General features: G+C 62.8%; 13 protein-coding genes. 7 read left to right on the forward strand and 6 right to left on the reverse strand.

The window, feature by feature from the left end:
* Positions 1-44: 44 nt before the first annotated feature.
* The 4 genes from J7573_RS23310 to J7573_RS23325 all read left to right on the forward strand — a co-directional run bounded on the left by J7573_RS23310 (position 45) and on the right by J7573_RS23325 (position 5,027).
* Positions 45-770, forward strand: a complete 726-nt coding sequence (locus J7573_RS23310; RefSeq protein WP_181004511.1) for a ScpA family protein — start codon at positions 45-47, stop codon at positions 768-770.
* Positions 757-1,527 (forward strand): SMC-Scp complex subunit ScpB, encoded by a 771-nt coding sequence (scpB, locus tag J7573_RS23315; RefSeq protein ID WP_294340670.1) that lies wholly within the window; start codon positions 757-759, stop codon positions 1,525-1,527. The genes J7573_RS23310 and scpB overlap by 14 nt, the downstream gene beginning before the upstream one ends.
* Positions 1,528-1,779: 252 nt before the next feature.
* Positions 1,780-2,886, forward strand: coding sequence for a 23S rRNA pseudouridine(2605) synthase RluB (rluB, locus tag J7573_RS23320; RefSeq protein ID WP_294340671.1), 1,107 nt, complete (start codon positions 1,780-1,782; stop codon positions 2,884-2,886).
* Between the two features lie 722 nt (positions 2,887-3,608).
* Positions 3,609-5,027 carry an amino acid permease gene (locus J7573_RS23325; protein ID WP_165837351.1) on the forward strand — a complete coding sequence of 473 codons (1,419 nt, stop codon included), beginning with the start codon at positions 3,609-3,611 and terminating at the stop codon, positions 5,025-5,027.
* A 169-nt stretch (positions 5,028-5,196) separates the two neighbouring features.
* Here the strand turns inward: J7573_RS23325 and J7573_RS23330 are convergent, their stop codons facing one another.
* Positions 5,197-6,081, reverse strand: coding sequence for a LysR substrate-binding domain-containing protein (locus J7573_RS23330; RefSeq protein WP_294340672.1), 885 nt, complete (start codon positions 6,079-6,081; stop codon positions 5,197-5,199).
* A gap of 152 nt (positions 6,082-6,233) precedes the next feature.
* Here J7573_RS23330 and J7573_RS23335 point away from each other — a divergent pair, with 152 nt between their 5' ends.
* Positions 6,234-9,254 carry an FAD-binding and (Fe-S)-binding domain-containing protein gene (locus J7573_RS23335; protein ID WP_294340673.1) on the forward strand — a complete coding sequence of 1,007 codons (3,021 nt, stop codon included), beginning with the start codon at positions 6,234-6,236 and terminating at the stop codon, positions 9,252-9,254.
* A gap of 122 nt (positions 9,255-9,376) precedes the next feature.
* On the opposite strand, the gene J7573_RS23340 is transcribed toward J7573_RS23335, so the two are convergent.
* From J7573_RS23340 to phhA, 4 genes are all read right to left on the reverse strand, one after another.
* Positions 9,377-10,564: an MFS transporter gene (locus J7573_RS23340; RefSeq protein ID WP_294340674.1), complete on the reverse strand. Its 1,188-nt coding sequence runs from the start codon at positions 10,562-10,564 to the stop codon at positions 9,377-9,379.
* Between the two features lie 98 nt (positions 10,565-10,662).
* Positions 10,663-10,791 (reverse strand): hypothetical protein, encoded by a 129-nt coding sequence (locus tag J7573_RS23345; protein ID WP_256587427.1) that lies wholly within the window; start codon positions 10,789-10,791, stop codon positions 10,663-10,665.
* A gap of 200 nt (positions 10,792-10,991) precedes the next feature.
* Positions 10,992-11,348, reverse strand: a complete 357-nt coding sequence (locus tag J7573_RS23350) for a 4a-hydroxytetrahydrobiopterin dehydratase (RefSeq protein WP_159411576.1) — start codon at positions 11,346-11,348, stop codon at positions 10,992-10,994.
* A gap of 39 nt (positions 11,349-11,387) precedes the next feature.
* Positions 11,388-12,176 carry a phenylalanine 4-monooxygenase gene (gene phhA / locus J7573_RS23355; protein ID WP_110636292.1) on the reverse strand — a complete coding sequence of 263 codons (789 nt, stop codon included), beginning with the start codon at positions 12,174-12,176 and terminating at the stop codon, positions 11,388-11,390.
* 256 nt (positions 12,177-12,432) lie between these two features.
* Between phhA and J7573_RS23360 the strand changes: the two genes are divergently transcribed.
* Positions 12,433-13,992, forward strand: a complete 1,560-nt coding sequence (locus J7573_RS23360; protein WP_103446422.1) for a sigma-54-dependent transcriptional regulator — start codon at positions 12,433-12,435, stop codon at positions 13,990-13,992.
* 150 nt (positions 13,993-14,142) lie between these two features.
* Here J7573_RS23360 and J7573_RS23365 read toward each other — a convergent pair whose 3' ends face one another.
* Positions 14,143-14,397 (reverse strand): DUF2790 domain-containing protein, encoded by a 255-nt coding sequence (locus J7573_RS23365; protein ID WP_085675843.1) that lies wholly within the window; start codon positions 14,395-14,397, stop codon positions 14,143-14,145.
* Between the two features lie 420 nt (positions 14,398-14,817).
* Here J7573_RS23365 and J7573_RS23370 point away from each other — a divergent pair.
* The coding region (locus tag J7573_RS23370) for an acetyl-coenzyme A synthetase N-terminal domain-containing protein (protein ID WP_294340675.1) at positions 14,818-14,966 on the forward strand (149 nt) is incomplete at its 3' end.

Consider the following 14,966-nt stretch of genomic DNA (forward strand, 5'->3'; position numbering starts at 1 on the left):
CGCTGACCGAAATGCCGGTGGACCTGTACATTCCGCCGGACGCCCTGGAAGTCATCCTCGAAGCCTTCGAGGGCCCGCTGGACCTCTTGCTGTACCTGATCCGCAAGCAGAACATCGACATCCTCGACATCCCGGTGGCGGAAATCACCCGCCAGTACATGGGCTACGTCGAGCTGATGAAGAGCGTGCGCCTGGAGCTGGCCGCCGAGTATCTGGTGATGGCCGCCATGCTCGCCGAGATCAAGTCGCGCATGCTGCTGCCGCGCTCGGCCGAGGTCGAGGAAGAGGAGGGCGACCCACGCGCCGAGCTGATCCGCCGCCTGCAGGAGTACGAGCGCTTCAAGGCCGCCGCCGAGGGCATCGACGAGCTGCCGCGGGTGGGGCGCGAAATCGTCGTGCCGCGTCTTGAGGCGCCCCAGGCCAAGGTGCGCAAGCTGCTGCCGCAGGTCAGCCTGGAGGAACTGCTGGTGTCCATGGCCGAGGTCATGCGCCGCAACGACCTGTTCGAAAGCCACCAGATCACCCGCGAGACGCTGTCCACCCGCGAGCGCATGAGTGACGTGCTGGAGCGCCTCAAGGGTGGCGCGTTCGTGCCGTTCGTCGAGCTGTTCACGCCCGAGGAAGGCAAGCTCGGTGTGGTGGTGACCTTCATGGCGATTCTCGAGCTGGTGAAGGAATCGCTGGTCGAACTGGTGCAGAATGAGCCCTTTGCGCCGATCCATGTGCGGCTGCGCCCCGAGTCTGTCGAAGAACCTGATGAATCTGAATGAACCCCGCGACCTGGCGTCGCTGATCGAAGCCTTCCTGCTCGCCTCGGGCAAGCCGCAGTCCCTCGAACGCCTCTACGAGCTGTTCGAGGAGGCCGAGCGCCCCGAGCCGAAGGTGTTCAAGAAGGCCCTGGAAGTGCTCGCCAAGTCCTGTGCCGGGCGGGCTTTCGAGCTCAAGGAAGTGGCCACCGGTTACCGCTTGCAGATTCGTGAAGATTTCGCGCCCTGGGTTGGCCGGCTGTGGGAGGAGCGCCCGCAACGGTATTCTCGTGCGCTGCTCGAAACGATGGCGCTGATCGCCTACCGCCAGCCCATCACCCGTGGCGAGATCGAGGATGTGCGCGGCGTGGCGGTCAACAGCAACATCATCAAGACACTGATGGAGCGCGAGTGGATTCGCGTGGTCGGCCACCGCGAGGTGCCCGGCCGCCCGGCGATGTTCGCCACCACCAAGGCGTTTCTCGATCATTTCAACCTCAAGAGCCTGGATGAGCTGCCAGCGCTGGCCGAACTGCGCGAGATGGAGCCGGAGCCGCTGCTCGATCCGGATGATGCCCCGGTTCCGGCGCACATACAGGCCTTGGCCGATGCCAGCCTGGGCGAAGAGGAAGCAGTCGGCGAGCCGAAGGAAGAGACCAGCTTCCGCAGCCTGTTGGTGGAGCTTGATGCCATGGAGGAGGGGCTGAAGACCGACTTCGACGACCTGCGGGAAGAAGAGCCCGAAGCCTCGGTGGAGGAAGAGGGCAAGTCCGAGCCTTGATGTTGCCTGTACCGGCCTCTTCGCGGGACAAGCCCGCTCCCACAGGTACTGCGCGCTTCCTGTGGGAGCGGGCTTGCCCCGCGAAGAGGCCAGCAATGCCTACGCATCACCATTAGGCAGAATTCACTCCCAAAGCCCACAAAACCCTCTACCCTGCAGTGCGTTCCCCCAGCGAACCGCGTATGATGCGCGGCCTTTTGGCGCGTTCGTCGCCAGAACCCTGTTTTCATTCCTACACCGGGAGGTGCCCAGATGAGTGAGCAAGACCTGCAAAATACCGAAATCACCCCGCCAGCCGGCGAAAAGCTGCAGAAAGTGCTGGCGCGCATTGGCGTCGGTTCGCGCCGTGACGTCGAAGCCTGGATCAGCCAGGGCCGCATCAAGGTCAACGGCGTCGAGGCCACCCTCGGCCTGCGCGTCGACCTGCACGACGCCATCACCGTCGACGGCAAGCTGATCAAGCGCGAAGAGGCTGCCGAGGCCACGCGCCGGGTGATCATGTACAACAAGCCCGATGGCGAGATCTGCACCCGTGACGACCCGGAAGGCCGCCCGACCGTGTTCGACCGCCTGCCGCGGCCGAAGGAAGGCCGCTGGATCAACATCGGCCGCCTGGATATCAACACTACTGGCCTGCTGCTGTTCACCACCGACGGCGAACTGGCCAACCGCCTGATGCACCCGTCCTACGAGATGGACCGCGAGTACGCCGTGCGCGTGCGGGGTGAGGTCGACGACGAGATGATCGATCGCCTGAAGGCGGGCGTGATGCTCGAAGACGGCCCGGCCAAGTTCACCGACATCCAGAAGGCGCCGGGTGGCGAAGGCTTCAACCACTGGTACCACTGCGTGGTGATGGAAGGCCGTAACCGCGAAGTACGCCGCCTGTGGGAATCCCAGGGCATGGTGGTCAGCCGCCTGAAGCGCGTGCGTTTCGGCCCGGTGTTCCTCAACTCCGACCTGCCGATGGGCCGCTGGCGCGAAATGACCCAAGGCGAAATCGACATCCTCGCCGCTGAAGTGGGCTTGCAGCCGGTGGCGCTGCCAACCCTGAACCTCAAGGCCAAGGACAAGATGGAGCGCCTGCAGCGCAAGTCGAGCCGGCCGATGGGGCGCAACGAGCGTGTGCGCAGCCTGCGCCCGGCCCATGAAGGCGGTGTTGCAGCTGCTGAGCGCCCGGCACGTCAGCCGCGCGATACCTCGGGCGAGCGCCCTGCACGTCAGTCGCGTGACGAAGCGCCGCGCAAAGGCAGCCGTGGCAGCGCCGTGGCCGAACGCCCGAGCGAAATGCGCAAGCGCCCAGGCAAGCCTGACGGTGACAAGCCAGCCGGCCGTGGTCGCGGCAAGCCGCGTGGTTGATTGCTCTGTGCAGCCATGAGAAACCAGCCTTCGGGCTGGTTTTTTTATGCCTGCGAGAATCTGGGCTGCTTTGCAGTCCACAGGGATGTCGCCAATTTGAGCTTGAGGTAATCCTTTGTGGGAGCCGCGCTTGCCGGCGATGGGCCGCAAAGCGGCCCCAAGATATTGAAGAAAAAGAAATTTTCGGACGACTGGCAAGTTTCCAAACCACCCTGTAAAGAAATTTATACGCAGTTGCCCGAATTCAGCCTGCAATTCGGTTTTTTCCTGTTCGTGTAAACAGAACTTGCCACGCCGCCCGCCGCAAAGCCCCTGCCTCCACCCCGCCCAGTCTTGCCCAAACCCCCGTACCACGGTGATATAGCGCTCATTGCCGTGTGCAAAAGCCCGTCCACAGAGCCGGGCCAACAGAACAACAAATGGAGGCGCCATGTACGCCGATCACTTCGCCTTTTCAGGCTCCTACCACAGGATCGCTGCGTTTTTTCCCGAGGAAACGATGCAACGCGTTGACGTCTGCGCGTTTGCAGGGGTATACAGTGCGCCGCGTTTTACCTGTGACCCTCTTGCGTACCGCGCACTCTTGCCCCTACCTGGCTGATCCGCCCCGGCGGCACCCAATGGCAAGAAACCCAAGGTAACCACCTTGCCCATTCCGCTGCGCCACGAGCGCGGTGGGTCCGATTCCGTCACAGATAAAAACAATGCAGGTGACTTCGTTCATGAGTGGACAAAACATGCATTCAGGCGAGCTCAAGCGGGGCCTGAAGAACCGCCACATCCAGTTGATTGCCCTCGGCGGCGCGATTGGTACCGGCCTGTTCCTCGGCTCGGCAGGCGTGATGAAATCCGCCGGCCCGTCGATGATCCTTGGTTACGCCATCTGCGGCTTCATCGCCTTCATGATCATGCGCCAGCTCGGCGAGATGATCGTCGAAGAGCCGGTGGCCGGTTCGTTCAGCCACTTTGCGCACACCTACTGGGGCGGCTTCGCCGGCTTCCTGTCGGGCTGGAACTGCTGGGTGCTGTACATCCTGGTGGGCATGTCGGAACTGTCGGCGGTGGGCAAGTACGTGCACTACTGGTGGCCGGAGATCCCGACCTGGGTCACGGCGGCAGCGTTCTTCGTGCTGATCAACGCCATCAACCTGATGAACGTGAAGTTCTTCGGTGAGGCCGAATTCTGGTTCGCCATCATCAAGGTCGTGGCCATCGTTAGCATGATCGGCCTGGGCGCCTACCTGCTGACCAGCGGCAACGGCGGCCCGGACGCCTCGGTGAGCAACCTGTGGAGCCACGGTGGCTTCTTCCCGCATGGGGTTAGTGGCCTGGTGATGGCCCTGGCGTTCATCATGTTCTCGTTCGGTGGCCTGGAAATGCTCGGTTTCACCGCTGCCGAGGCCGACAAACCGAAGACCGTGATCCCGAAGGCGATCAATCAGGTCATCTACCGCATTCTGATCTTCTATGTTGGTGCCCTGATCGTGCTGCTGTCGCTGACCCCATGGGACAACCTGGTCGCCAGCATCGACGCGTCCGGCGGCAGCTACGGCAGCAGCCCGTTCGTCCAGGTGTTCTCGCTGCTGGGCAGCGACGTGGCCGCCAACCTGCTGAACTTCGTGGTCCTGACTGCAGCGCTGTCGGTGTACAACAGTGGCACATACTGCAACGCCCGCATGCTGCTGGGCATGGCTGAGCAGGGTGATGCTCCGGCCTCGCTGGCCAAGGTCGACAAACGTGGCGTGCCGGTGCGTTCGATCCTGGTGTCGGCGGCCGTGACCCTGATCGCCGTGCTGCTCAACTACCTGATGCCGCAGAATGCGCTGGAGCTGCTGATGTCGCTGGTGGTCGCGACCCTGGTGATCAACTGGGCAATGATCAGCTACTCGCACCTGAAGTTCCGCCAGCACCTTGACCGTGTTGGTCAGAAGCCGCTGTTCAAGGCGCTGTGGTACCCGTACGGTAACTACGTGGTGCTGGCCTTCGTGGTGCTGATCCTGGGTATCATGCTGATGATTCCGGGCATCCAGGTGTCGGTGTACGCGATCCCGGTGTGGCTGGCGGCGATGCTGCTGGCGTACCTGGCCAAGGGCCGTCGTCGGCCGCAGGCCAATGGCACCGCTGGTACCGTGGCCAAGTAAATCTTTGGCTGTTTGAAGAAAACCCGATGTCAGGTGACTGGCATCGGGTTTTTTGTTGTCTCTGCCGGCCTCTTCGCGGGCGCGCCCGCTCCCACAGGATCACCACAGTTCTGAGGCTTGTGGGGTACCTGTGGGAGCGGGCGTGCCCGCGAAGAGGCCGGAACAGAATTCAGATCTGTTCCAGCAACCAGCTGCGAAATGCCCTTAGGGAAGGCAAGGCTTCATTGCGCGGCGGATAGATCAGGTAATAACTGCGCTGGCTGGCAAACGCCGCCCCGGGGCTGAACAGTTCACCCTTGGCCAATTCTTCCGCCACCAGGATCCTCGGCACCAGGCCGATGCCGATCCCGGCCCGAACTGCCTGGATCAGGTGCGAGGTCAGCTCGAAACTCGGCCCCAGGCGCATCGCCCGGTGCGGCAGGCCGTGGTGGGAAAACCACTCGCCCCAGGCGTGCGGGTTGTTGGCCACGTTCAACAGCACCTCTTCACTGATTCGCGCCGGGCCCCAGCCATGGGCATCGCCACCCGCTTCAGGCGGCAGGATCACCACCAGTTCCTCGGCATGCAGCCGGTGGCAGATCAGGCCTGGCAAGTCATGGCTGGCCACGCCGATGGCGGCGTCGATCTCGCTGGTGTCGAAGTTGATCGCTTCGATGCGTGAATGAATGTGCACCAGCATGCCCGGGTGGGCGTTGTAGAACGCATGCAGGCGCGGCAGCAGCCACTTCGAGCCGAAGGTGGGCAGGGTGGCGAGGCGCAGGGTGCCGACCCCGGACTGGTAGGCCAGCGCCTGCAAGGTGGCGCTGCGGATGCGCCCCAGTGCTTCGCTCAACTCGCGCTGGTACAGCCGGCCAACGTCGGTCAACTGCACCTGGCGGCCCTCGCGGCGGAACAGGGTCAGGCCCAGTTGCTGCTCCAGCGACTGCACCTGGCGGCTGACCGCACTCTGGGTCAGCGACAGTTCGGCGGCGGCGCGGGTGTAGCTTTCATGCCGGGCGGCGGCCTCGAAAGCCAGCAGCAGCGACATGGACGGTGTCAGGTGGCGGTAATTCATTCATAAAAGTCATTGATAGCGGCAGGATTATCCGTTTGCCCCTGAAGCGAAACTACAGGAACATTGGCCTATACGTCACCCCTGCATGAAGCAATGCATGCAGGTACGACAGGATTCCCGTGAATTAGCCCATATCAAGAGGCCATCCTTCGATGATCGCCCAGCTGTCGACCCTTGCGCCGAGCGCCAACTACCCCGAATTCCTCGAAGCCCTGCGCAACAGCGGCTTCCGTGGCCAGATCAGTGCCGACTACGGCACCCGCACGGTGCTGGCCACCGACAACTCGATCTACCAGCGCTTGCCCCAGGCGGCGGTGTTCCCGCTGGACGCCGATGACGTGGCGCGCATTGCCACGCTGATGGGCGAGCCGCGTTTCCAGCAGGTCAAGCTGACCCCGCGTGGCGGCGGTACCGGCACCAACGGCCAGTCGCTGACTGACGGTATCGTCGTCGACCTGTCGCGGCACATGAACCAGATTCTCGAAATCAACGTCGAGGAGCGCTGGGTGCGGGTCCAGGCCGGTACCGTCAAGGACCAGCTCAACGCTGCGCTCAAGCCCCACGGCCTGTTCTTCGCCCCTGAGCTGTCCACCTCCAACCGCGCCACTGTCGGCGGCATGATCAACACCGACGCCAGCGGCCAGGGCAGCTGCACCTACGGCAAGACCCGCGACCACGTGCTGGAGCTGCACAGCGTGCTGCTCGGCGGCGAGCGCCTGCACAGCCTGCCGATCGACGACGCCGCGCTGGCGCAGGCCTGCGCCGCGCCCGGCCGGGTCGGCGAGGTGTACCGTATGGCCCGGGAGATCCAGGAAACCCAGGCCGATCTGATCGAAAGCACGTTCCCCAAGCTCAACCGTTGCCTGACCGGCTATGACCTCGCGCACCTGCGCGACGAGCAGGGCCGCTTCAACCTCAACAGCGTGCTGTGCGGTGCCGAGGGTTCGCTGGGCTATGTGGTCGAAGCCAAGCTCAATGTGCTGCCGATTCCGAAATATGCCGTTCTGGTCAACGTGCGCTACACCAGCTTCATGGACGCCCTGCGTGACGCCAACGCGCTGATGGCGCTCAAGCCGCTGTCGATCGAAACGGTCGACTCCAAGGTGCTGATGCTGGCGATGAAGGACATCGTCTGGCACAGCGTCGCCGAATACTTCCCGGCCGACCCTGAGCGCCCAACCCTGGGCATCAACCTGGTGGAGTTCTGCGGCGACGAGCCGGCCGAGGTCAACGCCCAGGTCCAGGCGTTCATCGACCACCTGCAGAGCGACACCAGCGTCGAGCGCCTGGGCCACACCCTGGCCGAGGGCGCCGAGGCGGTGACCCGCGTCTACACCATGCGCAAGCGCTCGGTGGGCCTGCTCGGCAACGTCGAAGGCGAAGTGCGCCCGCAGCCGTTCGTGGAAGACACGGCCGTACCGCCGGAGCAACTGGCCGATTACATCGCCGACTTCCGTGCGCTGCTCGATGGCTACGGCGTGGCCTACGGCATGTTCGGCCACGTCGATGCCGGCGTGCTGCACGTGCGCCCGGCGCTGGATATGAAAGACCCGGCCCAGGCCGCACTGGTCAAGCCGATTTCCGATGCAGTGGCGGCGCTGACCAAAAGCTACGGCGGCCTGCTGTGGGGTGAGCACGGCAAGGGCCTGCGTTCGGAATACGTGCCGGAGTACTTCGGTGAGTTGTACCCGGCGCTGCAGCGTCTGAAGGGCGCCTTCGACCCGCACAACCAGCTGAACCCGGGCAAGATCTGCACTCCGCCAGACAGCACCGAAGGCCTGACCCCGGTGGATGGCGTGACCCTGCGCGGCGACCTCGATCGCACCATCGATGAACGCGTGTGGCAGGACTTCCCCAGCGCCGTGCACTGCAACGGCAACGGCGCCTGCTACAACTACGACCCCAACGACGCCATGTGCCCGTCGTGGAAGGCCACCCGTGAACGCCAGCATTCGCCCAAGGGCCGTGCCTCGCTGATGCGCGAATGGCTGCGCCTGCAGGGCGAGGCCAACATCGACGTGCTGGCGGCGGCGCGCAACAAGGTGTCGTGGCTCAAGGGCCTGCCGGCGCGGCTGCGCAACAACCGCGCCCGCAACCAGGGCCAGGAAGACTTTTCCCATGAGGTGTACGACGCCATGGCCGGTTGCCTGGCGTGCAAGTCGTGCGCCGGGCAGTGCCCGATCAAGGTCAACGTGCCGGACTTCCGCTCGCGTTTCCTCGAGCTGTACCACGGCCGCTACCAGCGCCCGCTGCGTGACTACCTGATCGGCTCGCTGGAATTCACCATCCCTTATCTGGCCCATGCACCTGGCCTGTACAACGCGGTGATGGGCTCGAAGTGGGTCAGCAAGCTGCTGGCGGACAAGGTCGGTATGGTCGACAGCCCGCTGATCAGTCGCTTCAATTTCCAGTCGACCCTGACCCGTTGCCGTGTTGGCGTGGCCAGCGTGCCAGCCCTGCGCGAGCTGACCCCGGCCCAGCGCGAGCGCAGCATCGTGCTGGTGCAGGATGCTTTCACCCGCTACTTCGAGACGCCGCTGCTGGCTGCGTTCATCGAGTTGGCCCATCGCCTGGGTCACCGGGTGTTCCTGGCGCCCTACAGTGCCAACGGCAAGCCGCTGCACGTGCAGGGCTTCCTCGGTGCCTTCGCCAAGGCGGCGATCCGCAATGCGACCCAACTCAAGGCCCTGGCTGACTGCGGTGTGCCGCTGGTGGGCCTGGACCCGGCGATGACCCTGGTCTACCGCCAGGAGTACCAGAAGGTGCCGGGGCTGGACGAGTGCCCGAATGTCCTGTTGCCGCAGGAGTGGCTGATGGATGTGCTGCCGGAGCAGGCGTCTACCGCGCCGGGTAATTTCCGCCTGATGGCGCACTGCACCGAGAAGACCAACGTGCCGGCCAGCACCAAGCAGTGGGAGCAGGTGTTTGCCTGCCTGGGGCTGAAGCTGGTGACCGAGGCGACCGGCTGCTGTGGCATGTCCGGTACCTACGGGCACGAGGCCCGCAATCAGGAGACTTCGCGGACCATCTTCGAGCAGTCGTGGGCGACCAAGCTGGACAAGGAGGGCGAGGCGCTGGCCACCGGCTACTCGTGCCGCAGCCAGGTGAAGCGCATGACCGAGCGGCAGATGCGCCACCCGCTGGAAGTGGTGTTGCAGTACGCCAAGCGCTGACTTTCAGGGCCCTGGGGGCTGCTACGCAGCCCTTTCGCGACACAAGGCCGCTCCTACAAGAGAATGCGATTTCCTGTAGGAGCGGCCTCGTGTCGCGAAAGGAGCGCAAAGCGCTCCCAGCTTTATTGGCCGCGCCCCAGCCGAGCCTGGCGATACAGATAAAGGCTCAACACCAGCCCGCAGCAAGCCGCCGCCGCGGCAAACAGAAACATCGAAGCAAACCCGAACCCCGATGCCACCGCACCCACCAGCGGCCCGGTAATCCCCAGCGACAGATCGATGAACAGCGAGTACGCACCCACCGCCGCCCCGCGGTTGGCCGCCGACACCTGGTTCACCGCCTCCACGCCCAGCGCCGGGAACACCAGCGAGAAGCCGAACCCGCTCAGCGCTGCCCCTGCCAGTGCCATCTCGGCATTGGGCGCCATCCACAGCATCAACAGCCCCAGTGTTTCCACCGAAAGGCAAACGATTGCCACCCTGAACCCACCGATCCGGTTGATCAGGTTGCCGAACAGCAACCGCGCGCAGATGAAGCTGGCGCCGAACAGGCTCAGGGTCAGTGCCGCATTGGCCCAGCCGCGGCTGGCGTAATACAGGGTGATGAAGGTGGCGATGGTGCCGAACCCGATCGAGCCCAGCGCCAGGCCGGAGCCATGGGGGAACACCTTGCCCAGCACCTGCATGAACGGCAGGCGTTTGCCGCTGACAACAGGCGCTGCACGTTTCGGCCAGGCCAGCAGCAGGCCCAGGGCGCACAGCAGGATGATGCTCACTCCCATGCTCCACAGCCCCAGGCTCTTGACCATCAACACGCCCATTGGCGCACCGACGGCCAGCGCACCGTAGCTGGCAATGCCGTTCCAGGAAATGACCTTGGCCGTATGCTCGGCCCCGACCCGGCCGATACCCCAGCCGATCGAGCCGGAGCCCACCAGGCTTTCCGCGCTGCCCAGCACCAGGCGGCCGACCAGCAGGCAGCCCAGGCTGACCCAGGGCAGGTCGGTGAGGAAGGCGCAGGCCAGCATGAACACGCCGCTCAGGCCGCAACCGGCCAGGCCATACATGACCGCCTTCTTGCTGCCGAGGTTGTCGATGATGCGGCTGGCGGTAGGGCGGCTGAGCAGGGTGGCGAGGTACTGCACGCTGATCACCAGGCCGGCGATCACGGCGCTGAAGCCGAGGTCGTTGTGCACGTAACCGGGCAGCACGGCCAGGGGAATGCCGATGTTCAGGTAACCGATGAAGGTGAAGAGGACGATGGAAACGACTTGCAGGGTAACCGCAAGAGGGCGCGGTGAGTCAGGCATGGGGGTCTTCGTGGCAGAGGTTCGTGACGGTGTGAAAACGTGATGACGGGGGTAGCCCGCAGGTCAGCCGTTTTCACACAGTCGGAGGGTTGCGCGGTTTATTCCTGGTCAGCGCTGGATTGATCGTCACCATCCTGATCGACGGCAGGCGTCGGTTCGGCGTGGACGGTAACGGATGGCTCTTCGGGGTTCAGGCTTGGGAAGGGAAGATTCGGGATTTCATGCATCTCGTCGTTCCTCGCAAGTGTGAGTGAAAAGTCTGCGCCAGGCGCGTTCGGAGCTTCGTAAAGCTGGGGCAGGATACACAAGTCTGGATGACAGTTTGTAACTTTTCCCGGTCGCTTGTCGGTTTTGCGGGCGGATACCGGACAGATTTCGCAAAGATAGCAGGCAAAAAAACAGGGCCTTGAGGCCCTGTTCGCGGTGTTTATTTGCGGCCTTCAGCCGTCTCGGCAACCTTGTCGGTTCGCGCGCACATGATGAAGTCATTGCGGTGCAGGCCTTTGATCGAGTGGCTCCACCAGGTCACGGTGACCTTGCCCCATTCGGTCATCAGGCCAGGGTGGTGGCCTTCGGCTTCGGCGATCTCGCCCACGGCATTGGTGAACGCCAGGGCCTGCTTGAAGTTCTTGAACAGGAACACGCGCTCCAGTTCCATGTGGCCGTCGCGGACTTCGATGTTCCAGTCCGGGATCTCGCGGATCAGTACCGCCAGTTCCTCGTCGGTGACCTTGGGTGCGTCAGCGCGGCAGGCTTCGCAGTGGGCTTGGTTCAAGGCATTCATGGGTGTGTTTTCCGCTTCGAGTTGTTATCGGCAAGGCGCTCAGGCAGCGACCTTGGGTGGAAATTTCGGTGCGTGCAGCCCCAGCTGCATGGCTTGCTGGACCATGGCCATGATGTCTTCATGGGCCAGGTCGAACAGGCGCTTCATGTTCGGCAGCACGAAGTACAGCGGCTGCAGGATGTCGATGCGGTACGGCGTGCGCATGCACTCGATCGGGTCGAAGGCCTGGTGTTCAGGCTCGCCAGAAAGACTGTAGACGGTCTCTTTCGGCGAGGAGAGGATGCCGCCACCATAGATCTTGCGACCCTGCGCGGTCTCCATCAGGCCGAACTCGATGGTCATCCAGTACAGGCGCGCCAGGTACACGCGTTGTTCCTTGGTCGCGGCCAGGCCGAGCTTGCCGTAGGTGTGGGTGAATTCGGCGAAGAACGGGTTGGTCAGTAGCGGGCAGTGGCCGAAGATCTCGTGGAAGATGTCCGGTTCCTGCAGGTAGTCCAGTTCTTCCGGGGTGCGGATGAAGGTAGCAACCGGGAAGCGCTTGCTGGCCAGCAGTTCGAAGAAGGTCTGGAAGGGGATCAGCGCCGGCACGCGGGCAACCTGCCAGCCGGTGGTGGCGCCCAGCACCTTGTTGACTTCGCCCAGCTGCGGAATGCGGTCATGGGGCAGCTTGAGCTGGTCGATGCCGTCCAGGTACTCCTGGCACGCGCGGCCTTCGATGACTTTCAGCTGGCGCGTGATCAGGGTGTTCCATACCGCATGCTCTTGCTGCGGGTAATCGATAAAACCATGCGCATCGGGCTCGCGTGCCACGTATTGCGTCTGTTTCATGTGGCTCTCCTGGTGAGGGCTTTTCTTGTTATGTCCACGACATGACTTAGGAATATCCCTTCATCAGACGATTTGCACGGGGGTGGGCCCAGTTGGCAGGGCCTCTTTGATCCGACTTTCGTAACGATTATTTTACAAAATGCCCGGTATGCCGGAAAATCCGGGTCATCAAGCTGCCTTATTTCTGGTTTTTGTCAGCTTATCTTTACGACTTTTCCGTGCGAGGTTGAAAAACTTCGACGCTTCGAGAGCATTCATGCGTATCAAAGTGCATTGCCAGAATCGCATCGGCATCCTTCGCGACATCCTCAACCTGCTGGTGGAGTACGGCATCAACGTACTGCGCGGTGAGGTGGGGGGAGACCATGGCAACGCCATCTACTTGCACTGCCCGAACCTGATCAATCTGCAGTTCCAGGCATTGCGGCCCAAGTTCGAGTCGATTGCTGGCGTATTCGGGGTCAAGCGCGTCGGCCTGATGCCCAGCGAGCGCCGGCACATGGAGCTCAATGCGCTACTCGGTGCGCTGGACTTCCCGGTGCTGTCGATCGACATGGGCGGCAGCATCGTCGCCGCCAACCGCACCGCGGCTCAGCTGCTCGGGGTGCGCGTCGACGAAGTGCCGGGCATGCCGCTGGCGCGCTATGTCGAGGATTTCGACCTGCCTGAGCTGGTGCGTGCCAACAAGTCGCGCATCAATGGGCTGCGCATCAAGGTCAAGGGCGATGTGTTCCTGGCCGATATCGCGCCGCTGCAGTCCGAGCACGATGACAGCGAGGCCCTCGCCGGTGCCGTGTTGACCCTGCATCGCGCCGACCGCATCGGTGAGCGCATCTATAACGTGCGCAAGCAAGAGCTGCGCGGTTTCGACAGCATCTTCCAGAGTTCGCGGGTGATGGCGGCGGTGGTGCGTGAGGCGCGGCGCATGGCGCCGCTGGATGCGCCGTTGCTGATCGAAGGCGAGACCGGCACCGGCAAGGAATTGCTGGCCCGCGCCTGCCACCTGGCCAGCCCGCGTGGCCAGGCGCCTTTGATGGCACTCAACTGTGCCGGCCTGCCAGAGTCGATGGCCGAAACCGAGTTGTTCGGTTATGGCCCCGGGGCTTTCGAGGGGGCGCGTGCCGAGGGCAAGCTAGGGCTGCTGGAGTTGACCGCCGGCGGTACCTTGTTCCTCGATGGCGTGGGGGAGATGAGCCCGCGCTTGCAGGTCAAGCTGCTGCGCTTCCTGCAGGATGGTTGCTTCCGGCGTGTCGGCAGCGACGAAGAGGTGTACCTGGATGTGCGGGTGATCTGCGCCACCCAGGTCGATCTGTCCGAGCTGTGCGCCCGTGGTGAATTTCGCCAGGACCTGTATCACCGGCTCAATGTGCTGTCGCTGCACATTCCGCCGCTGCGCGAGTGCATGGACGGACTGGAAGGCCTGGTACAGCACTTCCTCGATCAGGCCAGTCGGCAGATCGGCTGCGCCATGCCGCGCCTGGCGCCGGCGGCCATGGACAAGCTCAGCCAGTATCACTGGCCGGGTAACGTGCGGCAGCTGGAGAACGTGTTGTTCCAGGCAGTTTCGCTATGCGAGGGCGGGGTGGTGAAAGGGGAGCATATTCGCTTGCCGGATTACGGCGTGCGGCAACCGTTGGGCGAGTTTTCGCTGGACGGGGATCTTGCGCAGATTGTCGGACGATTTGAAAAGGCCGTACTGGAAAGTCTGATGGGGGAGTTTCCAAGTAGCCGGGCTTTAGGGAAAAGATTGGGAGTTTCGCATACTACGATTGCCAATAAGTTAAGGGATTACTCATTGGGCAAGTCCGCGGATTAAATCGGCTAATTAATAGCCTGTTAATCTTGTGCAATATTCTTCGCGGGCTTGCCCGCTCCCACAGGTACTGCGCAGTATTCTGAAGCTGTGCAATACCTGTGGGAGCGGGCGAGCCCGCGAAGGGCCCCGCAGGGGCCCCAATCTCAAGGCTTAGCCGTTGGAGCAGCCGTTCCCCATCACGCGGTATTCGAGAATGTGCTTCTGGCCCTTGGAGTCCTCGTAGGTCATGCGGGCGGGCACGACTTCACACACGTTGGGCACTTCGCTCATGGAGATGACGCGGGCAATGTCCAGGTGCTGCGAGTAACTGTACTGTTCAACCGGAATCTGCTCGACATTGTTTGCTTCGCCGGCCATCGCCGCGCCGCAAAGACCGCCAAGTACCAATACCAGTAAAGCTTTCATTTTCATTTTACCTGTCTAAGGTCGTGAGGGGGCACGCGGCGCTTGTGGCGCCGCGAGTACTGCCAAAGTTCAACTGTCAGAATGAGAGGGGGATTAACCGATTGCCTTCGTGGGGGCTGTTTCCAGTAGTTAATCGCCTTGCCGTTGCTGGCGAGGTGAATCTTATGCCTGGGCAACTAAGGGAAACAGATGGCGTTTTGATAAAGTTTTTTTGCCTTTTTCCAGAATCTGTAACAATCCCCCGGCAGGCGCTAGCGCATTTTTCCCTGGCCGGGCCGGCGGCTGCGGGCTAGAGCCTCCCGCGCCGTTCACATGAAGATTTTCCCGTCGCGCTACTACCATCGTCGTATGGTTTTTCCCGCTCTGGTACAGTTACAAACGATTCCATACAAAAACAACTATTACACCGAGGTAACACAGATGAGTGCGGCTCCACTGTATCCCGTTCGTCCCGAGGTTGCGGCCACTACCCTGACCGACGAGGCCACCTACAAGGCCATGTACCAGCAATCGGTGATCAACCCGGACGGCTTCTGGCGTGAGCAGGCCCAGCGTCTGGACTGGATCAA

The organism is Pseudomonas sp. (assembly GCF_017744435.1).
GTDB lineage: Bacteria > Pseudomonadota > Gammaproteobacteria > Pseudomonadales > Pseudomonadaceae > Aquipseudomonas.